Source organism: Bacillus sp. C30 (assembly GCF_040838255.1).
GTDB lineage: Bacteria > Bacillota > Bacilli > Bacillales > Bacillaceae_G > Bacillus_A > Bacillus_A mycoides.
Genome location: NZ_JBFPJH010000007.1, coordinates 12,368 through 35,462, shown reverse-complemented (window position 1 = coordinate 35,462; position 23,095 = coordinate 12,368). Strand labels below are relative to the sequence as shown.

Here is a 23,095-nt window from a genome sequence, read left to right as displayed (position 1 = left end):
CCCCTCTTCGATGTGTCACTCTATCTCTCATTCTATCTCTCATTCTATCTCTATAAAACTTGAAATTAAGAGTATTACATATTATTCGACAATTCACTACATTTTGTCCCTGTTGAAAATCATAAATCAAAATTTAAAATCTGACAACAAAATAAGTTTGCACGAATGCAAATAATTTTCTTGACAAAAACAAACTTCATGTCAGAAAACCTCACATGAAATCGATTCCTTACTAGTGATTGATAGGTTTTTAAAATACTGTTTCATTACGGAAAACCCCATCATTTTCCATGTTTTTTTAAAAAATATAGAAATTGATATCTTTTTCTATACATTCAAGAATTTTAACTTTATGACAAACACTACGAAAAGATACTAAATTCCGACAAAACTTAGCAAAATTATAAAATTTTCTTTACATTATGGTTACAACGATAGACACTCTTCTTCTTATGATATATAACATTCATAGGGAAAGGAGCAAGACAACCATGAAAAAGAAATTTGCAGCATTTAGTGTTTTAGCAGCTGGAACGATTTTCGTTTCCCCGTTACTTTCACCCGTATACGCTGAAACGAATGAGAATAAATTATCTAATATTCAATCCGAATTAGAAGGCAAACAAAATGACTTACAAAATAAATCAGCTGAGAAAGAACAAATAGAAAAAGAAATCCAGGAATTACAAAAGAAAATCGACGAATTAACTACTTCTATTAATAAAAACGAAGCTGAATTAAACGATACAAAAAAAGAAATTAGCAACACACAGCAAGTTATTACTAAAAAAAAGAAACATATAGAGCAATTACAAACGAACATAGATACACGGCAGGAAGTTATTAAACAACGACTACAATCTATGCAAGAAAAGCCTCGTACGAGCATCATTACAGAAGTAATAACAAGTTCTGCAAATATTGCCGATCTTGTTGATAATATGTATTCTGTAAGTTTAATTTTAAATAACGATACAGATATTGTAAAAAAACAAACAAGCGATCAAAATGCTGTGACGACAGAAAAAGAGGCTGTTGAGAAAAAAGAGCAACAACTGAAAGCATCTGAGCAAAAATTAGAACAAAAACAGCAAGAATTACAAAGTAACCAACAACAGCAACAAACTTTTATTAACGATCTACATACGAAAGTAGCAAAAGTAGATTCAGAGATTGAAGGGTTAGAAGAATCAAAAGGCATTTTAGAAAACCAGCGTCAAGCTGTTCAAAAAGCAATTGAAGAAGAAAAACGTGCAGAAGAGGCGCGTAAAGCTGAAGAGGCACGTAAGGCTGAGGAAGCAAAAAAACAGGTAGCCGCTTCTGCTAAAGAAAGCACACAATCCGCACCAACACCGCAAGATACGAACAAAGGTGGATTTATTAAACCTGCCGCTGGATCGAAAACTTCAGGATTTGGTACACGTTCTTTAGATAACCATAAAGGAATCGATATCGCAGCTTCAGGAACAGTGCCAATCGTAGCTGCTGCAGATGGCGTCGTTATCCGTTCAGAATTATCATCTAGTTACGGAAATGTTGTATACTTATCTCACCGTATAAACGGAAAAACATATACAACTGTATATGCACATATGAGTAGCCGTTCTGTATCTAATGGACAAACTGTAAAACAAGGCACTCAACTTGGATTTATGGGGAACACTGGCCAATCATACGGACAACATTTACACTTCGAACTTCACCTTGGGGAATGGAATGTCGGTAAGACAAACGCAGTTGATCCATCTCCTTATATCGGATTATAAAAAACTCGGTGCATACCGAGTTTTTTTACTACTTCACACTTTTTAGGCGTTTTACATAAACTACAACTAAATGCCTATATTTTGCGGGGTGATAAATATGAATACACAATTACAAGAAGAAATAGAAGAAGCTAGAGAAACATACATTGGCCGGCTATTTACATTCGGCGGCTCAGCGTTATTTTTAATTGGATCATTTATCGCAGTTGTCACAGCTTATAAAGCATATAATCGCTTATTAAATACTTCTACAACATAATAAAAAGACGGAGAATCCACATCTCCGTCTTTTTATTATGCAAACATTTTAAATACACCTATCGCATTTAAAAATACGATAATTACAGTTACCGGAATAACATAACGAAGCAAGAAGAACCAAATATTAAACAATGTTTTCCCTTTCGTTTCCGTAACTTCTAATTCTTTCATTAATAGCTCTTTACTCATCTTATTTGGTACAAATAACGAAATGGCTAGTACTCCGAGTGGCAGTAATACATTACTTACCGAAAAATCGACGAAATCAAAGAATGTCTTACCAAATATTTTCACATCACTCATAATTCCAAACGATAACGCTGATGGGATTCCAACTGCAAAAATAAGAATACCAATTAATAACGAAGCTGATGGACGCTTCTTCTCATTATCTTTCGCAACAGACGCTACTACAATTTCAAGCATTGAAATCGCAGATGTTAAAGTCGCAAAGAAGAATAACACTAAAAACATAATGAAGAAAAATTGTCCAAATGGAATTTTTGCAAAGACAGCAGGAAGAACGATAAACAGTAGCCCTGGTCCTTCTGTCGGTTTAACTCCTAATGCGAAAATCGCTGGGAAAATCGCTAACCCTGCAAGTACTGTAATAAATACAGTTAAACTTACAATAGATGTTGCTGATTTAGCTAAATGCTCTTCTTTCTTTAAATACGAACTATACGTTACCATTACCGAGGCACCTACCGTTAGTGAGAAGAAAGATTGCCCCATCGCATATAAAATCGTATCTGCTGTAAGCTTTGAAAAATCTGGTTTTAAGAAGAACTCTACCCCAGCCATAGCACCATCAAGTGTTAACGCACGAATAATGATAGCAATAAATAAAATGAATAATAGCGGCATCATGTACTTACTTGCTTTTTCTATGCCTTTTTCCACACCTTTACTAACAACAAAAATGGTACAAAGCATAAAGATGAATTGCGCCCCAATCGCACTTACTGGATTTGAAATTGTTTCAGCAAACAATTGTCCATAATCGACTACTCCGTTCCAGAAACTACCTGTGACACTATAGTATAAATAAAGTAAAATCCATCCACCTACAACACTATAAAAAGATAGTACGCTAAAACAAGTAACAACCCCCATACGACCAATCCAAGGATATAACTTGCTATTCGGTACTAATACTTTATAAGCTGTAACGGCCTCTTTTTGAGTACTACGGCCAATAACAAATTCAGCTAAAAGAAGAGGCATACCAATAAATAAAGTTAATAGTAAGAATACAAGGAAGAATGCGCCTCCCCCACCATTACCTGCAACATATGGAAACTTCCATATTGCACCAAGACCTACTGCGGCTCCGGCTGCTGCGAGTACAAAGCCAATTTTCGACGTCCATTGCTGTGTTTCTTTCATCATAAATTCTCCTTTTCTGAATATTATAACTTTTATCAATTATACACTTTCATTTCATACTCGCACACCTCCTTTAGAAAATAAAAAAGTCCCCTACACGCAAATATGCATGTAGAGGACGATATATGTAATAGAATACCGTGGTACCACCTCAATTGGATCAATAAATCCCACTTGTTCAGGTACAGGAAAATTCCGATACCCTATCCTTTTAACGGCGGAACCCGGGTTGCCTACTGCAATGTTCAGCATACCTCTCGCAAGCCCATTCTGTATATTTTATCGTACCGGGCTCACACCTTACCCCAGCTCTCTGAACGCATCAAATATACGTACTCTTCTTGCTCATCGATTTCATCTTTTGAAGTTACTTGTGATTATAAATTATATTTTTATATTTGTAAAGCACAATTCACTCACTATCCTATATAAATTCCCCTCTCTAATTCTTGTAAAAAAAGCTCTCTTTTTTGTTCACTTTGAACATATATCGACTTTAATACTTCTTGTAACAATATATTTTTTTTCCTTTTCTCTACTTGTAATTCTTTCACTTTTAGTCTAACTTCATATAAAAAATCAAGATACGATTCATACTTCTCATCATATTTATTTGCGATATCATCACGAATTTTTTTTGCAAGTTTCGGACTTACCCCTCCAGTAGAAACAGCTACATTAAGCAATCCACGATGAATTGCCGCCGGAAAATGAACATTTCCACTTTCCGGATTCGTAATAACATTTACCAATTGATTCACTGCGGCATCTTCAGCAATTTGTTCATTTAGTACCGAATCACTAGTCGCTGCAACTACTAAAAAAGCATCTTTAATATCACTTTTCTCATACTCTCTTTGATACCAACGAATTCGCTTGTCTTCTACAAGTTTCACTAAATTTGCATCTAATTCTGTACTTACTACAACAATATCCGCACCTTGTTTTAGTAAAGGAATAATTTTAAACCCCGCTACTTTCCCTCCACCAATGACAACAACACGTTTCTTATCAACTCGCACTGTAAGTGGATACATATTGATCTCCCTTCAATATTTCCTCTGTTTTCTGAATTAACATCTCTCGAAACGCTACATTCTTTCCTAAATAGGGACTTATTTTTATCTCTTCCGACTCATATTGACGCACTTCTTTCTCAACATGTTTCATGAGTAAGCCTGTAAATAATAAGTAAGGTAACACAACAATGTTCCGTTCTTTTTGTTCTACAATTTCTTTCAACTTCTCATCAAACTTCGGCTCTGCGGCTGCTAAATAACAAACTTCCACCTCTTTAATGTTCTCTTCTTTTTGAAATAAAGAAGAAATCCACTTTATGTCTTGTAAAGTTTCCGGATCACTACTCCCTCTTGCAACGAGCAAAAGTGTTACTTCTTCTTTATAGTCTTTAATACCACTTCCGTTATATACCGCTTTTACAAGCACTTCTGATACACCAAATGGATTACCATACACTATTTTGATATCCGGATATTCCTCGTTTAACTTTCGTAATTCAAGCGGAATATCTTTCTTTACATGTCCTGCCGCTAATAAAAACACAGGAATAGCGACAATCTCTGTAGCACCACGCTTCACACATGTACGAAATCCTTCTTCAATAGAAGGATTCGCTAGCTCTAAAAAACAAATTTCTTGAATATTTGCCTCTACACGGTTCATACATGACGTAATAAATGCAACCGCTTCTTCTTTTGCTGCTTTCAAACGGCTTCCATGACATATATATATAACAGCCTTCATTTTACAATACTCCGCTTACTTGATATGCATTTTCCGTTTGTTTCTCAAACCAATGTATCTTTTCTCTAAAACGGACAACTTCTCCAATAACAATCATACTCGGATTTTGAATTCGTTCTTTTTTGGCAACATCTACAATTGTTCCTAACGTCGCTGTAACAGTACGCTGCATAGATGTCGTTCCCCACTCAATGATAGCGGCAGGTGTACTTTGATCTTTTCCATGTTTTATTAGTTGTTCACATATGTAAGGTAAATTACTAACCCCCATATAGACCGCTAATGTATCTACACCTTTCGCTAAACTTTCCCACTTCACTTCCTCTTTAGCCCCTTCTTTCCGGTGCCCTGTCACAACAGCAAAACTTGCACTTGCATCGCGATGCGTTACTGGAATTCCAGCATAAGCAGGAGCAGCTATACCAGCTGAAATACCAGGAATAATTTCAAATGGGATACTTTGCTTCGCTAACGCTTCAGCTTCTTCTCCACCTCTTCCAAATACAAATGGATCTCCGCCCTTAAGTCTCGTTACAACTTTTCCTTTTTTCGCATATTTAATAAGAAATGTGTTAATTGTCTCTTGCTTCATCGTGTGATAATTTGGGAGTTTCCCGCAATAAATTAAATCCGCTTCAGGCTTTGCATGAGAAAGCAATTCTTTATTTACGAGACGGTCGTACAATATAACATCAGCCTTCTCGATGCATCTCAACCCTTTAACAGTAATTAAATCCGGATCACCAGGACCCGCCCCGACGATATAAACCTTCCCCATAATCTCTCCTCATTTCTACTATAAAATGAAACTTCCACTCTTAATCACGAATGGAAGTTACTATTATTTCGTATTACATGTTCTCTACTCATGAATAACAAATGCCGCCCCTTTTCGAATCTTCTTTTTTTCAAACAAAGAAATCTCTTTCACTTCTGGTAACGGTAAAAAATGTTTTTCAAGCTCAATTTCCGCAAGCTTAAATGCCTGTTCTTCACTCTGAGCAACGACAACAATTGGAACAATACTATTTACTAATACAGCTTCAAATCGATATAAGTCCATATTGCCCCTCCTAAGATGCTATTACTTCTTCTAATACACGATTTAGTACAATTTGTAATTCTTCCACTCCAACACGTCCTACGAAATCATAAAACGTTTCGGCTAGTAATTTATTCTTTTGGAAATAACTTAAAAAGGACACGAGAACATCCGGCAAATCTTCTCCATCTATTTTCCCTTTTAACTTTTCGTTATATGCTCCTCCGTCTAATAGTGTTCCGCCCACATATATTTCAAACGCCTCAACGATTCCCTTTTCCTTCGTTTTTAGTTTTATTCCTTGCAAACCAATATCAGCAATTTGACGTTGACCACATGAGTTCGGGCATCCTACCATATGAATTCGAACTGGAACATCGAGTGCAATTTGTGTATCTAAGTACTCTGCGATTTTGCGTAATCTTTCTTTCGTTTCTACTAACGCAAGATTGCAATACTCAATGCCAGTACATGAAACCGCATGACCGATAAACGATTTCGGATTTGCTGAAATTGCTTCAAACAACGGTTCACTTAATAATCCTGCAACATTTTCTGGCGGAACATTCGGAATAATGAAGTTTTGAGAGTTACAAGTTCGAATTTGCCCGTTTCCATATTTCTTTGCAATTCTTGCAATCTCAAACATTTCCTCTGCGTGTAAACGCCCTACTGGTACATTAAAGCCGACATACTTTAATCCTGCTTGTTTTTGATCTTGAACGCCATAAAAGTATCCTGCATTCCAGCCTTTGAGAGCACTTTCCCCTTTACTTTGCAATGGGCCTGTGTATTCTACTAGTTTCTCTTTAAATTTCTCAGCGCCCCAGTCAGCGACAAGAAATTTCAAACGTGCTAAGTGGCGTTTTTCACGATATCCAAAATCACGGAATATAGTAGCAATTGCAATCGACACTGCCTTCACTTCTTCTGGTAAAACGAATACATCTAATTCTTCCGCTAAGTACGGACGAGCTGATAAGCCTCCGCCTACTTTTATATGAAAACCAACTTTTTTCTCACCATCTATTTCTTTCGTAGCAGGTGTAAATGCCACACAGTTAATCTCTGCATTTGCTGAATTATAAATGTTAGAACTAATAGACATTTTGAATTTACGTGGTAGATTAGAAAACTCTTCATTATGTTGGAAGTAATCGTATATTTCTTTAACAATCGATGTTGTATCAAATAGTTCATTCGCATCAATTCCAGCAAGTGGATTACCTGTAATATTACGCGTAATATCACCACATGCCCCTGCTGAAGATAAACCAACTCTCGCTAATCTTTTAAAAATATCCGGAATTTGCCCAATTTCTAACCAATGAAACTGAATCGCCTGTCTTGTCGTAATATCTAACACATCACGCCCATAATCTTCAGCGATAGAAGCAAGTGCTTCTGCCTGTGCATTTGTAATAATCCCAGAAGGAATATTAACACGCATCATAAAATATCCTGCTTCTTTCGGACGTTGTAAATACAATCCTGCCCATTTAAAGGAGTCCCACTCTTCTTTCGGAATAGATTCAAATCCATTCTCCGCATAATACGGAATATCATTAAAGATTTCTAATCCATCTTTTTCTAATTTCTTTTTCTCGGACGAATTCAATTTTTCATTATTTGCCCATACTTTTTCATAAGTCATTTTTAATCCCCCTATATAAAACTACGCTCTTGTAAGTATTTCACGATTTGTTCTGCACATTCTTCAATAGAATACTTGTGCGTTTCTACAATTAATTCTGCTTGTTTTGGTTCCTCATATGGTGAATCAACACCAGTAAACTCTTTAATATCACCTTGTCTCGCTTTTTTGTATAACCCTTTTGGATCACGTTTTTCACACTCTTCAATTGGACATTTTACAAACACTTCTATAAACTCATCTGCCGCTAATAAATCCCTAACTTGTTTTCGATCTACTTGAAATGGTGAAATGAACGCTGTAAGGACAACAGTACCTTGATCTACAAATAGCTTCGCCACTTCGCCAATACGTCTTATATTTTCCATACGATCACTTTCAGAAAAACCTAAATCTTTATTTAAACCGTGCCGAATGTTATCCCCATCTAGCACATAATTTCCGATATTCTTTTCAAATAGTTTACGAGCAACCGCATTCGCTACTGTAGATTTACCCGAAGCTGATAAACCAGTAAACCAAACTACAAAACTATGATGCCCATTCTTCACTCTTCTCTCATCTTTTGAAATAGAAGCTGTATGCCAAGTAATATTCGTATCCATCTCGTTCTCTCCCTATTCTGTTACTACTTCTTTTTTCAAACCTTTAATCAGCACTTCCACTACTTCTTTACGACTAAATGTACTTGGCGGAATCTCACCATTCCTTAACATTTCTCGTACTTTCGTACCCGATAAGATGACACGGTCTTCTTTTCCATGCGGACATGTTTTCGTTGAAGCCATTGCTTCACATTTCGTGCAGTAAAAACTATGTTCAAAAAATAACGGCGTAATCCCTAACTCTTCTACTGTAAAATTCGTAAAGATTTCCTGCGCTTCATATGTTCCGTAATAGTCCCCTACCCCAGCATGATCACGCCCTACAATAAAGTGGGTACAACCAAAGTTCTTTCTTACTAGTGCATGAAATATCGCTTCCCTTGGTCCTGCGTAACGCATTGCTGCAGGAAATACACCTAAAAAGACACGATCTTTCGGATAATAGTTTTGAAGTAATACTTCATAGCTTTCCATCCTTACATCAGCAGGAATATCATCTGACTTCGTTTCCCCAACGAGCGGATTTAAAAAGAGACCATCTACAATTTCAAGGGCAGATTTTTGAATATACTCATGGGCACGATGTACTGGGTTTCTCGTTTGAAATCCAACTACTGTTTTCCAACCGCGTTTTTTAAATTCTTCTCTCGTTTCAATTGGATCTAAATGATAAGAAGGAAACGGATTATTTCCAAAGCGTTTTGTAAGAATAATAGCTCCTCCAATGTAAACGTTTGGTCGTTCATATAATTTTTTCACCCCTGAATGTGCTTCATCCGTCGTTTTATATACAAGTAACGCTTCTTTTTCTTTATCTGGTACAAAAATATCTTCTATTTGAATAACACCATATACATTTCCGGCGTTGACAAGTTTTACTTCCTCTCCAGCCTGCAGTTTCTCGGCTACTTCTTCTGTTACCGGTAGTGTAATCGGTATACTCCATACGCTACCATTTGCTAAACGAAGCGTTTCTACTACTGAATCATAATCTCTCTTCCCTAAAAATCCTGTAAGAGGGCTATATCCTCCTGTCGCCAAAAGTTCTAAATCACTAAGTGCAATTTTGTCTATCTCGATTTCCTTTACAATGTTCGATATTTCATATGTTTCATCAATGCGGTTTACTAATTCATTTGTTGTACTCATCTTCTTATATCCCTTCTTAGCTTTATTTCAAAATCTATCTCATTGAAAGTGAAGGCCACATTCCGTCTTCATTTTCCCAGCCCATCTTCCATCTCTTGAGTTGTCACCATCACCTACAGGTAATGTACATTTCTCACACCCAATACTCGGATAGCCAACATCATGCAATGGGTTATACGGCAAACTATGTTTATATACATATCGCCAAACTTCTTTCCAAGTCCAATGAATGAGCGGACAAACTTTAATAGATTGAAAACGACGATCTTGATTTATAAACTGTGTATGCTTACGCGTTTCTGATTGTTCCCTTCTTAAGCCTGATATCCACGCTTTTTCCGCTGCTAATGATTTTTCTAACGGTAAAATTTTTCTAATACTACAGCAAAGATTCGGATTACTTTCCCATAACTTCTCTCCATGAAGCTTCGCTTGTTCATCGAGTGTAAGTTCTGGCTGTTTTTCTATAATATTTAATGAAGGAAATCTCTCGCGTACCTTCTTAATTAATTCGTACGTTTCTTGAAAATGAACATTTGTATCCAAAAATACAACTTTAGCAGATGGATTTACTTGGTTTATAAGATGCAATAAAACCATTCCCTCCACCCCAAAGCTACATGCATATACAATTTCATCTTTATATTCGTTATAAGCCCAACTTAATACTGATAGCGCGCCTTTCGTTTCATCTTCTTCAGAAAATGAAACACTATTTTCTTTCCACGTTTCGTACGTCAACATGTTTTTTCCCCCTGTAAAAGCAAAAAGGCGGCTTTAACCTATTAAAAATAGATTAAAACCGCCTCTAGTTTTTCTAGTCAGCGCTTTTTACTTTAAACGAACCTTTTCACTTTTTTCTAATTGAATCACTTTTCCATCTTGCACAACAATTGTAATGGAACCATATTTCATATCAGCAAGCATCGCTTGAATTTTCTCAGATACTTCATCAAAATGCTCCCGTACGCTCACGCAAACAGCCCCCCTTTTTATTCATAAAAAAAATCTTTCCCATTTCGAAAAGACTGTTCGGTAATATATTTTACCTTATCTTTCAAAATGGATTCCATTTTGCTGGATTTAGCACCTTGCTTTCTATAAGCAGGTTGCCGAGCTTCGTAGGGCCAGTTCCCTCAGCTTCTCTTGATAAGCTTTGTATTTGTATTTTATCACAATTCTGATTTTTTTCAATCCTAGTTTTCCGATATATTTAATTATTTTTCTTTTTTTAAAAGGAGTTGCCTTTACTAGACAACTCCTTCTTTCTCATTCACACCAGCTCTTTAATACGTATGCGATCGTTCCCAATGATATTTTCATATGTTTCACGTTCTACGACAATTTGTGACGTCCCGCCTTTTGCAAAGACGACAGCTGGTCTACGAATACGATTATAATTATTCGCCATCGAGTACCCATATGCCCCCGTACAAGAAATTGCTAGTAAATCAGAAGAAGCAACTTGCGGTAAGTTAATATCCCAAATCAGCATATCTCCACTTTCACAGCATTTCCCAGCAATCGAAACGAGTTCCTCATTCTCATCATTCCCTCGATTCGCCAACATCGCCTCATAACGGGCTCCGTATAGAGCTGGTCTTAAATTATCTGTCATTCCACCATCGACTGAAACATATTTCCGAATGCCAGGAATCTCTTTCACCGCTCCGACTGTATAAAGTGTTGTTCCCGCATCACCTACGATACTACGACCTGGTTCAATCCATACTTCTGGAAGCGGATATTCACATAATGTAAATTGTTCTCTTATCGTACTTGTTACAGCGTGCACATACGTTTCAAGTGTTAACGGTGTATCTGAATCCGTATAACGTATACCGAAACCTCCGCCCACATTTAATACTTTCATCACATAATGTGTTCGCTCTCTCACTTCTTCTAAAAATTGGCGGAGTACTTCAATTGCTCGAACAAATCCAGCCGTTTCAAATATTTGTGATCCGATGTGCGAGTGAATTCCTAGCACATTATAATTTGATTTTTGCAAGGCAAGCTCAATTGCTTGCATCGCTTGACCATTTGAAACACCAAATCCAAATTTCGAATCCTCTTGACCTGTTGTTATATATTCGTGTGTATGTGCCTCTACTCCAGGCGTTACACGGATTAATATGTTCACAAATTCCCCATGTTGCATTGCTAAATCATGTAAGATTTCTAATTCTAAGAAATTATCTACTACAAAACAACCGATATTCGCCTGAAGAGCCATAATCATTTCTTCTTCTGTTTTATTATTTCCGTGAAAATGAATACGCGATGCCGGAAAACCAGCTTGGAGCGCAGTATATAATTCTCCTCCAGAAACAACATCTAAAGACATATTCTCTTCACGAGCTACTCGGCACATCTCCATGCACAAGAACGCCTTGCTTGCATATGCTACTTGATAAGAGAAACCACTTTCTTTAAAAGCACGATGAAACGCGCGGCACTTTCCTAGAATAGACTCTTCATCGTATACATAAAGTGGTGTTCCGTATTGTTTTGCTAGATGCGTCGTATCGCACCCACCAATTTCTAAGTGTCCTTGCCCATTGATTCGGCTTGTGCCGTGTAAATACATTTAAATTCCTCCCTTATTTCCTCTAAAACTCATAACCCCAATCTTCTATTCATTGCAGCACGCTTTTAGATAGACAAAAAACGCGCGGAACAATGTTCACACGCGTTTCTTATTAGGAAAAATATATATTGAAAAAATAAACGAGTTGTTATCTCCTCAAAATAAGAAACCGCATCAACATCTCCAAATAGCTCTTCATAAAATAAATCTTATGACAGTACTACATTTATTCAATGCAGTCCCAATATATGAATAAGATGGTTATTCTTATATTTCGGCAATAGTCCCTTTCAACCTATGATCACAGATTCCATTAAATCTCCCATAGCTTACTCTTTCCTATCGCGGCCTCTACCTTTGAGAGTAGATGAGGTAAGTCTATTTAATTTTCAAACATCTAATTGTTGCTATTAACAATACCAAAGGACCATTTTATTTGTCAAACAATTTTTTATATTGTTTTTTTACAGTTTAATTTTGTATCATTTGGTAAGCGCTTTACTGAAACCTTTGTCACTTCCCATTCGCCCTCTTCGTTATTAAATGTAATCGTTACCTTCTCAAATGGTGGAACAATTTTCCCACCAACCTGTTCATACTTCGTTACTTCAATACTCGCTTGAAATAAATATGTACCACTATACACTTTTTTTAAACTAATAATTTTAGGACATTGATAAGGCTTCAAGCTCCCATATTGTTTTTCAATTGCCTTATTTATTTTTGGAAATAAAACAGAATAAAGGGCATCTTCCATAAGGGGTGCATCATATTGTGCTACCGACACACTCGGTGAAGCAAAAAGTATAACACTACTGCATACTATAAAATATAATAATTTTCGCATTATAACCTCCGTTTTATTACTCGATTCTTTTTACGCACGATAATTATCATACATAGAAACTCCGTTTTATTGTCTCCCACTGCCCTTTTTCTACTCAATTATTATAAAAAAGCCCACAACTCTCTTTTATTTTCGTATAATGATACTCATAGTATAATAAACATAATAACAAAGGACTGTTCGTATATATAAAATGAGGCGCTAATCAAACCGGCTCACAAGAACCGTCATGCTTTTAGGAGAGGAGTATATTATGCTACAAAATCTGTTTCCAAAACTGCGATTTGCACTAGTTGCAGTCGTTTTATTATGGATAAAAACATATATTGTGTACAAGCTAGCATTTGATATTAGAATTGATAACTTCTTTGAAGAGTTTATGCTTTTTATTAACCCACTAGCTTCGTTACTTTTATTTTTTGGTTTCGCTTTACTTGCATCTAAGTACCGAAACCGAATTATTATTGTAATTAGTTTTATACTGTCATTTATTTTATTTGGAAATGCAATGTTTTACGGGTTCTATAACGATTTTGTTACTTTCCCTGTTTTATTCCAAACAAATAATATGGCTGACTTAGGGACGAGTATAAAAGAACTCTTTACGTATAAAACATTACTTTTATTTGCAGACGCAATTATTTTAATGTTTATTTCGCGTAAATTCCCATCATTTGGTGATAAAACACCCCTTTCTCGCTCTGAGAAGCGAACTTTCTTTAGCGGTGTAACAGTATTATTAGCACTACAAATTGTTGTTTCAGTTATATATAAACCACAAATGTTCTCACGCTCATTTGATCGTCAAACTGTCGTGAAAAATTTAGGGTTATACACATATCATCTATTTGATATTACACTTCAATCTAAGTCTTCAGCTGAGCGTGTATTTGCAAGTGGAGACGGGTTCTCTGAAATTAAAAACTATACAGACTCAAAAGATAAACAAGTTGATAAAAACTTATTTGGAGCTGCAAAGGGTAAAAATGTAATTTTAATTTCAATGGAATCTACACAAAGTTTTGTTATTAATAAAAAAATAAATGGAAAAGAGATTACTCCATTTTTAAATGAGTTTATTAAAGATAGTTTTTATTTCGATAACTTCTATCATCAAACGGGACAAGGTAAAACTTCTGATGCTGAATTTATCGTTGAAAATTCCCTTTATCCGTTAGACCGTGGTTCTGTATTCTTTACTCATGCAACAAATGAATACACTGCCACACCAGAACAATTAAAGAAATACGGATATTCTTCTGCTGTCTTCCATTCAAACGATAAAACGTTTTGGAATCGTGACGTAATGTATCCTGCGCTTGGATATGATCGTTACTTTAATTTAAATGATTACGTAGGAACGGAACAAATGTCTGTCGGTTGGGGATTAAAAGATAAAGAGTTCTTTGAGCAATCTATTCCAAAGTTAAAATCTTTACCACAACCGTTCTATACAAAATTTATTACGTTAACAAACCATTTTCCATTTCTTCTAAATCCAGAAGATCAATATGTTGATGAATTTAATTCCGAAAGTGGTGTTTTAAATCGCTACTTCCCAACCGTTCGTTACACGGATGAAGCTCTTAAATTATTTATTAAACAATTGAAAGACGAAGGACTATATGATAATTCCGTTATTGTCATTTATGGTGATCATTACGGCATTTCTGAAAACCATAATGCAGCTATGGCTCAGTTCCTTGGGAAAGACGCTATTACACCGTTTGATTCTATGCAATTACAACGCGTCCCTCTCATTATTCATGTGCCTGGCCAAGAAGGAAAAGTCATCTCTAAAGTATCTGGTCAAATTGATATTAAACCAACGTTACTTCATTTACTTGGTATTAAAACAAATCAATCCGTAGAATTTGGAACAGACTTATTTACGAAAGAAAAAGACCCTCTTATGGTAATGCGAGACGGCAGTTTTGTTTCGGAAGATTATGTTTATACAAAAAATATGTGCTATAAAAGAAGCACAGGTGAAGAAGCTGATTTAACACTATGTCAGCCTTATATTGAAAAAGCAAAAACAGAATTAAAATTATCCGACAAACTCATTTATGGAGATTTATTACGATTTGATCCTAACAATCGATATAAAACCGGAACGATGACAACGAAATTTGAATAGTGTAGGAAGCAACTTTACAAAAGTTGCTTCCTTTTTTTACTTATTTTTCAAATTTCTCTTCTATACAATCTTTCACAAATTGGGAATTTTTTTCGTATGAGAAAGAAATTTATGGTATGATAAAATAAGTAAACTTTCATACACTAATTAAGAATTTATAACAGAAAGCAAGGGATCAGATTTTGTATAGAGCAGCTATTCCAAACTTATTTACGCTCGGGAATTTATATAGCGGATTTTTGTCAATCGGCTATGCATCTTTAGGATATTATAAATCAGCTGCTATTTTAGTACTGATCGGGATGATGTTAGATAGTCTTGATGGTCGTGTCGCTCGTTTATTACGCGTTGATTCACAAATGGGAAAAGAGCTTGATTCACTCGCGGATGTTGTAACATTTGGCGCAGCACCTGCTGTTTTAATGTATTACACATCTTTTTCCAACTACGGAATCATTGGACTATACATAGCGGGATTATTCCCTCTGTTCGGAGCATATCGCTTAGCACGATTTAATGTAACACCATCTTCTACTTCTATGAAATATTTCACTGGAGTTCCGATTACTGCAGCAGGAGGGCTTGTTGCTTTCTTAACATTATTTTCACATACTATTCCAAAAATCGTTCTCATTACCGTATTTGTAACGTTCGCATTTTTAATGGTGAGCCGTGTTCGTATCCCAAGTTTAAAAGATGTACCAATTCCACGATATAGCATAATTATTACACTATTTTTAGTTGGAATTATTATCACAATGTACCAAACAAGTTTTGGCAACATTTCTGTTTTCTTATTCATTGCCATTCCACTATACATTTTGTATATGTTATCTCAATTTATTAGACAAAGACCTTCTAAAAAAGCGAATAAAGAAAAATAAAAAAACCTTCCGTATTTCGGAAGGTTTCTTTTTTATTTTGTAACTAATACTTTTTGATTTACAGGTGTTACAGGTTCTTCACCATTTAATACAGCTAAAATATTTCTTACTGCCAGTTCAGCCATTGCATCACGTGTTTCGAATGTTGCATTTCCTACGTGAGGAGCAAGTACTACATTCTTTAATCCTTTTAGCTCTTCTGTAATTTTCGGTTCAAATTCAAATACATCAAGAGCTGCACCTTCAATTTCATTCGTTTTTAGTGCATGAGCAAGTGCTGATTCATTCATAATTGGTCCACGTGAAGCATTTATAATACATGCTGTTTTCTTCATCATTTTAAACTGTTCTTCATCAATCATATGATGTAATTTCGGATTATAAGCACAGTTAATTGTAATAAAGTCCGCTGTTTGTAATAATTCTTCCAACGTTACGTATGTCGCTTCCAGTTCACTTTCAGCTTCAGGCTTTCGATTTGGTCCTGTATATAAAACATTCATTCCAAATGCTCTCGCACGCTTTGCAACTGCCTTCCCGATTTCTCCAAGGCCAATAATTCCGATTGTCTTACCGTGTACTTCGCGGCCCAAGAAGAATAACGGTGCCCATCCGTTAAATCCAGTTGTACGACATAACGTATCACCTTCAGGAATTCTACGTGCAGCTGCTAAAAGAAGTGCAAATGTTAATTCTGCTGTCGCTTCAGTTGATACTTTCGGTGTATTCGTTACCGCAATTCCTTTTTCTCCTGTATATGTGTAATCAATATTATCGTAACCAGCACCATAATTTGCGATAATTTTCAAGTTTGGTGCTGCGTCAATAACCTCTTTCGATACCTTCGTAGAAAGTAAGCTTAAAAGTGCATCTTTATCTTTTACACGTTCTGCTAACTCTTCTACACTAATTAATTCTTCTTTATTGTACATTTCTACATCATGATTTTTCAATAATTCTAATCCGATTTCTGGAATTTTCCCTGCTACTAATATTTTCGCCACTACTAACACCTCTTCTATACAAAATATGATATCTCTTATATTTCATTGTAAGAAATCTACATATAAAAACCAAGGAATTTGATTATAGTTTTGAAAATCGACACTTTTCCATAAAAAAAGAGGAGATGCAACTCTCCCCTCTTTTTACGCTTTTTCTTGCGATTCTTTCCCAAGCTTCGCATCGATTGTTCCTTCTGCAACTGTATCGCTAATTTGTTCCTCAATAACTGAGTTAGCAGTATTATTTGTTTCAGAAGTATAGGCTTGATCTGCCGCTTGTACGTTTTGTTTATTTTGTTGTTTCGCCATTTTTTATCCTCCTTTTCATTCTTTCTTATTTTGAACAAAAAGGGTGATTTTCATCAAAAAATCGTGTTTCATTTTGAAATTATTCCTTCTTCTTCAAGCAATCTCATCGTTCTTACTCGTTTCGTAAATGTAGCTATGTGAGAAATATCATGATTGCGTAATGTCTTTATATTCTCTTCCACATACTTTCCTAAATCATTCGGATAATGGGCATCTGAGGATAGAGTAATCGGAACTCCATGCTTAGCTAATACTTGTAAATAAAGCGGACTTGGGCACATTTCGCGCACAGGATATCGATAGTACAATCCCGCATTTATTTCTGTTGCTGTATTTGTTTCCACTAACGCACGAGCAATTTCCTTATAATAAGAAAGCTGTTCATTCTCATCCAATCGATAATTAAATACTTTTATGTTATCGAGGTGAGCTATAATATCAAAAAGCTCGGAACGAACAGCACTTTCAACTGTAGCGAAAAACGTGTGATATAAAGTATGTAACTCATGCGTACCAAAATACTCTTTCGTATCTGGATTATCAAATCCCCATCCATCTATAAAATGGACCGAACCGATTACATAATCAAAGTCTCCTAATGCTAGTAAACCTTTTAACTCTTGTTCACCCCCGATAAAATAATCCGCTTCAATTCCAAGTTTGAGCGTTATCCCTCGTTTACTCCATCGCTCTTTTGCCTCTTCAATCGCCTTTGTAAAATCATAAATAGACGTTACTCTTACTTGATCTAACCATTCTTTTTGCAGGCGACCAAGCTTAGAATCACTAATATCTACATACTTTTCATAATATCCTTTCGCTTCATGAAAACGATATAAATGATCGACAATACCAACTTCTTTTATACCTTTTCGCACAGCTTCTTCTAAATATAAATCAATCCATTTCGCTGTAAATGGACCTTCCTTCACACGTCTTTGCAGGCGTTCTTGTGTTTTCATAAGCCATTCCATAGAATGTTTTTCTTCTTTAAGCGGTTCAAAATATTGTAGCGCATCATTTATTTTAGCTAGCCACCCTATTGAATATGGCCCTTCTTCTAAATGAATGTGATAGTCCACTTTCATCCATATTCCCCCTTATAATGTATCTATTTCTCTTCTGTCCCCTACTCGCGAAAGCTTTCCATTTCTTTCTTTCACTTCTTGCATGACATCTTCCAATGGAATATTTTTTTCGGCTAATAGAACAAAACAGTGATAGAACACATCAACCATTTCTTTTACTATTTCTTCTTTATCATTATTTTTAGACGCAATAATTACTTCGGTGCACTCCTCACCAATTTTCTTTAAAATTTTATCTTCACCTTTTGAAAATAAATAATTCGTATATGATTCAGAGAGTGGATTTTTCTTTCGTTCTTCAATTGTTTCAAATAATAACTTAAGGATATCTTCCATATGTATCCCCCTATATAATTTTGTAGTGAAAACACGTTTTTTCTCCCGTATGGCAAGCAGGCCCTACTTGCTTTACGACAACAACGATTGCATCTTGATCACAGTCTAAATAAAGTGATTGCACATATTGGACATTTCCCGATGTACCTCCTTTATTCCATAACGATTGTCTCGAACGGGAATAAAACCATGTTCTTTTCGTTTCCAGCGTCTTGTCATACGCTTCTTCATTCATATAAGCTAACATTAAAACTTCTTTCGTATCTTCCTCGATAACAACAGCTGGTATCAATCCTTTTGCAAAATTAGGTTTCATAACCGCACCTCAACGTTTGCTTCTCTTAATTTTCTCTTTACATCTTGTACAGTCGCTTCACCATAATGAAAGATTGATGCCGCTAATGCTGCATCAACTGTTGTCTTTTGAAATACTTCTATAATGTGATCCACATGACCACATCCACCTGATGCGATTACTGGAACAGAAACGCTGTTTGAAATTGCTCCTGTTAAACGAAGATCATATCCGTTTTTCGTTCCATCTGCATCCATACTCGTCAACAAAATTTCTCCTGCCCCGAGCTCAACAACGCGCTTCGCCCATTCGATTGCATCCATTCCCGTATTAAGTCTTCCGCCATTTACGTATACATTCCATTTATCTTCTGCTACTTTTCTAGCATCAATTGCTGCGACAATACATTGTGAGCCAAAATGTTCCGCACCTTCCTGGATTAACTTCGGATTTCTCACTGCCGCTGAGTTTATTGAAACTTTATCTGCTCCAGCTCTTAGTAAATTGTACATATCTTTAACACTTGAAATCCCCCCGCCAACTGTAAGAGGAATAAACACCTTTGAGGCTGTTTGTTCTACAACATCTATAATCGTTTTTCGCCCTTCATGCGTCGCAGTAATGTCTAAAAATACGATTTCATCTGCTCCCGCATCATTATATAATGCGGCTATTTCAACAGGATTACCGACGTCTTGTAACCCTATAAAATTCACACCCTTTACTACCCGCCCTTCTTTCACATCTAGACATGGAATAATTCGTTTTGCTAACATAGTTTTGTTACCTGTAACACTTTTTCTAAATCAATCGTTTTCTCGTAAAGTGCCTTCCCAATAATGACGCCATATATGTTCATATCATTTAATCTTTTCACATGTTGAATAGATGCGACACCTCCAGATGCAATCACACGAATACCCACGCTTTTTTGCAGTAACTCTAATTGCTCAAAATTTGGTCCTGCAAGTGTCCCATCTTTTGAAATGTCCGTAAACACAATCGTTTGAACACCTACACTTTCCATTTGCTTCGCTAAATCGATGTACGAAATTTCAGACACATCTAACCAGCCCCTCGTTGCTACGAAACCATTTTTCGCATCAATTCCAACTATGATTTGCTCCTTATATAGACAAACCGCTTCTTCTAAAAATGATTTATCGTAAAGGGCAGCCGTTCCTAATATCACTTTTTCTACACCTACTGACAACAACTTCTCCACTGCCGCGAGTGACCGAACTCCTCCTCCAATTTGCACCGGAATACGTACCGCCTTGCATATTTTTTCAATGACAGGTAAATTTACTGACTCCCCGACAATTGCTCCATCTAAATCAACAACGTGTAGTATTTTCGCTCCCAGTTTTTCAAATATGATTGCTTGTGTGACTGGATCTTCATTCATCACCGTTTCTTTACTAAACTCTCCTTGATAAAGCCTGACGCATCGTCCTTCTTTTAAATCGATAGCTGGGAAGATTTCCATGCTTCTACCACCCCTTTGAAATTTTTTAACATTCGCATCCCAATTTCCCCACTTTTTTCAGGATGAAACTGTGCGCCAAATATATTTCCTTTTGCTACAAAACCAGGTACTTTCACTCCATATTCACTTGCCCCATACACAATTTCATTCGGACAATCTGCATAATAAGAGTGGACATAATATACGAAAGAACCGTCCTCTACTCCATTCCAAAGCGATATTTCTCCTTCTTTTTTTAATTCATTCCACCCCATATGTGGAATTTTATAAGGAACTTTTAACTTTCGAATAACACCTGGCAATAAATTTAATCCGTTACAATTTTGTAGTTCCTCACTTTTCTCAAATAAAAGCTGCATTCCTAAGCAAATACCCAGAAGCGGTTTTCCTAAGCTCCCAACTTCTTTTAGCACACATACTAAATCTTTTTCTTCTAAAACGCCCATCGCTTTCGGAAATGTGCCTACTCCTGGTAAAATAACTCCATCACTTCTCAATATTTCTTTTTTATCATCCGTTATGATGTACTCTGTTCCAATATATTTTAATGCTTGTTCCACACTACGAATATTTCCCATTCCATAATCTATAATTGCAATCAATTACAACATCCCTTTCGTTGAATTTACACCATTAATATTGGCATTTTTATCGACTGCCTCTCTAAGCGCTCGACCGAACGCTTTAAATAAAGCTTCAATTTTGTGATGTGTATTGCTTCCGTATAAAATGCGAGCATGTAACGTGATAGTTGCAGCATGAGCAACTGCTCTAAAAAATTCTTCCGTTAATTCTGTGTCAAAATCCCCTAGCTTCGGATTTGTTAATTCACCTTGAAATACAATATATGAGCGCCCGCTTATATCAATCGCGACAAATCCTAAAGATTCATCCATCGGTACATACGCTGAGCCGTAACGGTTAATCCCCTCTTTATTTTGCAATGCTTCTTTCAAGCAAGTTCCGAGTACAATGCCAACATCTTCAACCGTATGATGCGCATCGACGAATACATCACCTTCAGCTTCAACTTGCAAACCAAATCTTCCGTGTCTAGCAAATAAAGTTAGCATATGATCAAAAAATCCAACTCCTGTTTGCACAGAAACATTCGTACTTTCATCAAGTTGCAAACTTAATTTAATTTTTGTTTCCGTCGTCTCACGTACTTGACTAGACTCGCGCATTATTCTTCCTCCTTAAACCTAATTTGGATTGCTCTTGCGTGTGCATGTAAACCTTCTTTATTTGCAAGTTCTACAATATGATGCTGTACACTTCTTAACGCTTCTTCCGTATACGAAACGAAGCTTGATTTTTTTACGAAATCATCGACGGATAACGGAGAGAAAAACCTTGCCGTTCCACTTGTCGGTAATACGTGATTCGGCCCCGCCAAATAATCTCCAAGCGGTTCAGGTGCATATGGACCAAGAAAAATTGATCCAGCATGCTTTACATAAGCTAGAGCATTCATTGGCTCTTTTATGTGTAACTCTAAATGTTCTGGAGCGATTTCATTCGATAAATGAAACGCCTCTTCTAAAGAAGGGACAATAAAAATTGCTCCATTTCTTTTTATGGATTCACGAGCGATTTCACTTCTAGGCAACGTCTCTAGCTGCCTTTCTATTTCTCTTTCTACTTCTTTAGCAAGCTTTATATTTGTTGTAATACAAATAGCTGTTGCCCTCTCGTCATGTTCTGCCTGTGATAATAAATCAGCAGCAATATATTCGGCATTTCCTGTTTCATCTGCGATAACTACAATTTCTGATGGTCCAGCAATCATATCGATATTGACTATCCCATATACTTCTCGCTTCGCTAGCGCGACATATAAATTCCCTGGTCCAACTATTTTATCTACTTTAGGAATCGATTCCGTTCCATATGCTAGAGCAGCAATTACTTGAGCACCACCGGCCATATATATTTCATCTACACCTGCAAGACTTGCAGCAGCTAAAATATGCGGATCAATTCCTCCTTGCTTCGGCGGTGTTACCATTACAATTTTTTTCACTCCTGCGAGTTTTGCTGGCAATACATTCATTAATACTGATGAAGGATACGAAGCAGTCCCGCCCGGCACATATACACCTACATTTTCTAACGGACGAATAAGCTGCCCTCTAATTACCCCTTCACTCATGCAATCAAACATAGATTGTCTTTTTTGCTTTTCGTGATACGAGATAATATTTTTTTTCGCCTCTTTTAACGCTTCTAAAAAAGCTTGCTCTACAAACTTACTTGCTTGTTTTATTTCTTCCTCACTTACACGAAAATCTTTTGTCTCTACACCATCAAACTTTTTTGTATAGAACGATAAAGCCTCATCTTTACTCTCCCTTACGTTTTGAACAATTTCACTTACACTTCTTTGAACAGTTTCTTCTATTATATTAGCGCTTTCTCGTAGCGATTTTATTTTCGATAAAGCCTCTTGGAAATCTTCAAAAACTATCTCCATTTAAAGT

Annotated in this window: 26 protein-coding genes, 2 riboswitches and 1 other annotated feature; of the genes, 4 read left to right on the top strand and 22 right to left on the bottom strand. The window is 36.2% G+C overall.

Going from position 1 to position 23,095, the window contains the following annotated elements:
* The first annotated feature begins 491 nt into the window (after positions 1-491).
* Together AB3X49_RS01930 and AB3X49_RS01925 are read left to right on the top strand one after the other, a co-directional pair.
* Entirely contained in the window at positions 492-1,766 is a 1,275-nt protein-coding gene (locus AB3X49_RS01930; protein ID WP_367960247.1) for a murein hydrolase activator EnvC family protein, read from the top strand.
* A gap of 97 nt (positions 1,767-1,863) precedes the next feature.
* Positions 1,864-2,025, top strand: coding sequence for a hypothetical protein (locus AB3X49_RS01925; protein WP_002158647.1), 162 nt, complete (start codon positions 1,864-1,866; stop codon positions 2,023-2,025).
* 35 nt (positions 2,026-2,060) lie between these two features.
* On the opposite strand, the gene AB3X49_RS01920 is transcribed toward AB3X49_RS01925, so the two are convergent.
* The 12 genes from AB3X49_RS01920 to AB3X49_RS01865 form a co-directional block, all read right to left on the bottom strand.
* A complete protein-coding gene (locus AB3X49_RS01920; RefSeq protein ID WP_002140989.1) occupies positions 2,061-3,416 on the bottom strand; it encodes a sodium-dependent transporter in 1,356 nt (451 codons plus the stop codon).
* A gap of 111 nt (positions 3,417-3,527) precedes the next feature.
* Positions 3,528-3,774: a binding site (T-box leader), on the bottom strand.
* Positions 3,775-3,835: 61 nt separating this feature from the next.
* Positions 3,836-4,453 (bottom strand): NAD(P)-binding protein, encoded by a 618-nt coding sequence (locus AB3X49_RS01915; protein WP_367960246.1) that lies wholly within the window; start codon positions 4,451-4,453, stop codon positions 3,836-3,838.
* On the bottom strand, positions 4,428-5,180 hold the full coding sequence (locus AB3X49_RS01910) for a sirohydrochlorin chelatase (protein ID WP_367960245.1): 753 nt from the start codon (positions 5,178-5,180) through the stop codon (positions 4,428-4,430). Before AB3X49_RS01910 ends, AB3X49_RS01915 begins: the two co-directional genes overlap by 26 nt.
* A gap of 1 nt (position 5,181) precedes the next feature.
* Positions 5,182-5,958: a uroporphyrinogen-III C-methyltransferase gene (cobA, locus tag AB3X49_RS01905; protein WP_367960244.1), complete on the bottom strand. Its 777-nt coding sequence runs from the start codon at positions 5,956-5,958 to the stop codon at positions 5,182-5,184.
* An 84-nt stretch (positions 5,959-6,042) separates the two neighbouring features.
* Positions 6,043-6,243 (bottom strand): DUF3906 family protein, encoded by a 201-nt coding sequence (locus AB3X49_RS01900; RefSeq protein WP_000366913.1) that lies wholly within the window; start codon positions 6,241-6,243, stop codon positions 6,043-6,045.
* Between the two features lie 10 nt (positions 6,244-6,253).
* Entirely contained in the window at positions 6,254-7,876 is a 1,623-nt protein-coding gene (locus AB3X49_RS01895) for a nitrite/sulfite reductase (protein WP_367960243.1), read from the bottom strand.
* An 11-nt stretch (positions 7,877-7,887) separates the two neighbouring features.
* On the bottom strand, positions 7,888-8,481 hold the full coding sequence (gene cysC / locus AB3X49_RS01890) for an adenylyl-sulfate kinase (protein ID WP_367960242.1): 594 nt from the start codon (positions 8,479-8,481) through the stop codon (positions 7,888-7,890).
* 12 nt (positions 8,482-8,493) lie between these two features.
* The gene (sat, locus tag AB3X49_RS01885) at positions 8,494-9,630 is read right to left on the bottom strand and encodes a sulfate adenylyltransferase (RefSeq protein WP_367960241.1); all 1,137 of its coding nucleotides are present in this window, start codon (positions 9,628-9,630) and stop codon (positions 8,494-8,496) included.
* A gap of 39 nt (positions 9,631-9,669) precedes the next feature.
* Complete coding sequence (locus AB3X49_RS01880; protein WP_367960240.1) at positions 9,670-10,374, bottom strand: phosphoadenylyl-sulfate reductase; 705 nt, start codon at positions 10,372-10,374, stop codon at positions 9,670-9,672.
* An 87-nt stretch (positions 10,375-10,461) separates the two neighbouring features.
* Complete coding sequence (locus AB3X49_RS01875) at positions 10,462-10,605, bottom strand: YezD family protein (RefSeq protein WP_000116159.1); 144 nt, start codon at positions 10,603-10,605, stop codon at positions 10,462-10,464.
* A 72-nt stretch (positions 10,606-10,677) separates the two neighbouring features.
* A riboswitch (SAM riboswitch) is annotated at positions 10,678-10,786 on the bottom strand.
* A gap of 117 nt (positions 10,787-10,903) precedes the next feature.
* Positions 10,904-12,220, bottom strand: coding sequence for a diaminopimelate decarboxylase (lysA, locus tag AB3X49_RS01870; protein WP_367960239.1), 1,317 nt, complete (start codon positions 12,218-12,220; stop codon positions 10,904-10,906).
* Positions 12,221-12,400: 180 nt separating this feature from the next.
* A riboswitch (Lysine riboswitch) is annotated at positions 12,401-12,582 on the bottom strand.
* Between the two features lie 89 nt (positions 12,583-12,671).
* Complete coding sequence (locus tag AB3X49_RS01865) at positions 12,672-13,067, bottom strand: DUF3888 domain-containing protein (protein ID WP_016092994.1); 396 nt, start codon at positions 13,065-13,067, stop codon at positions 12,672-12,674.
* 253 nt (positions 13,068-13,320) lie between these two features.
* Here AB3X49_RS01865 and AB3X49_RS01860 point away from each other — a divergent pair, with 253 nt between their 5' ends.
* Together AB3X49_RS01860 and pssA are read left to right on the top strand one after the other, a co-directional pair.
* On the top strand, positions 13,321-15,207 hold the full coding sequence (locus tag AB3X49_RS01860) for an LTA synthase family protein (RefSeq protein WP_002086724.1): 1,887 nt from the start codon (positions 13,321-13,323) through the stop codon (positions 15,205-15,207).
* A gap of 182 nt (positions 15,208-15,389) precedes the next feature.
* Positions 15,390-16,091, top strand: coding sequence for a CDP-diacylglycerol--serine O-phosphatidyltransferase (gene pssA, locus AB3X49_RS01855; RefSeq protein WP_002011698.1), 702 nt, complete (start codon positions 15,390-15,392; stop codon positions 16,089-16,091).
* A 32-nt stretch (positions 16,092-16,123) separates the two neighbouring features.
* Here pssA and AB3X49_RS01850 read toward each other — a convergent pair whose 3' ends face one another.
* From AB3X49_RS01850 to hisD, 10 genes are all read right to left on the bottom strand, one after another.
* Entirely contained in the window at positions 16,124-17,104 is a 981-nt protein-coding gene (locus tag AB3X49_RS01850) for an NAD(P)-dependent oxidoreductase (RefSeq protein WP_367960238.1), read from the bottom strand.
* Between the two features lie 135 nt (positions 17,105-17,239).
* Positions 17,240-17,404: a YozQ family protein gene (locus tag AB3X49_RS01845; RefSeq protein WP_002030670.1), complete on the bottom strand. Its 165-nt coding sequence runs from the start codon at positions 17,402-17,404 to the stop codon at positions 17,240-17,242.
* Positions 17,405-17,472: 68 nt separating this feature from the next.
* Positions 17,473-18,492, bottom strand: a complete 1,020-nt coding sequence (locus AB3X49_RS01840; RefSeq protein ID WP_002030669.1) for a histidinol phosphate phosphatase domain-containing protein — start codon at positions 18,490-18,492, stop codon at positions 17,473-17,475.
* Positions 18,493-18,504: 12 nt separating this feature from the next.
* A complete protein-coding gene (gene hisE / locus AB3X49_RS01835; protein ID WP_002011702.1) occupies positions 18,505-18,828 on the bottom strand; it encodes a phosphoribosyl-ATP diphosphatase in 324 nt (107 codons plus the stop codon).
* 10 nt (positions 18,829-18,838) lie between these two features.
* Positions 18,839-19,144, bottom strand: a complete 306-nt coding sequence (gene hisI, locus AB3X49_RS01830; protein WP_002086731.1) for a phosphoribosyl-AMP cyclohydrolase — start codon at positions 19,142-19,144, stop codon at positions 18,839-18,841.
* Positions 19,141-19,899: an imidazole glycerol phosphate synthase subunit HisF gene (gene hisF, locus AB3X49_RS01825; protein ID WP_367960237.1), complete on the bottom strand. Its 759-nt coding sequence runs from the start codon at positions 19,897-19,899 to the stop codon at positions 19,141-19,143. Before hisF ends, hisI begins: the two co-directional genes overlap by 4 nt.
* Positions 19,893-20,612, bottom strand: a complete 720-nt coding sequence (hisA, locus tag AB3X49_RS01820; protein ID WP_367960236.1) for a 1-(5-phosphoribosyl)-5-[(5-phosphoribosylamino)methylideneamino]imidazole-4-carboxamide isomerase — start codon at positions 20,610-20,612, stop codon at positions 19,893-19,895. The genes hisF and hisA overlap by 7 nt, the downstream gene beginning before the upstream one ends.
* The gene (gene hisH / locus AB3X49_RS01815) at positions 20,585-21,214 is read right to left on the bottom strand and encodes an imidazole glycerol phosphate synthase subunit HisH (protein WP_002011707.1); all 630 of its coding nucleotides are present in this window, start codon (positions 21,212-21,214) and stop codon (positions 20,585-20,587) included. The genes hisA and hisH overlap by 28 nt, the downstream gene beginning before the upstream one ends.
* Positions 21,215-21,799: an imidazoleglycerol-phosphate dehydratase HisB gene (gene hisB, locus AB3X49_RS01810; RefSeq protein ID WP_367960235.1), complete on the bottom strand. Its 585-nt coding sequence runs from the start codon at positions 21,797-21,799 to the stop codon at positions 21,215-21,217.
* Complete coding sequence (hisD, locus tag AB3X49_RS01805; protein WP_002188917.1) at positions 21,799-23,088, bottom strand: histidinol dehydrogenase; 1,290 nt, start codon at positions 23,086-23,088, stop codon at positions 21,799-21,801. Before hisD ends, hisB begins: the two co-directional genes overlap by 1 nt.
* Positions 23,089-23,095: the final 7 nt, after the last annotated feature.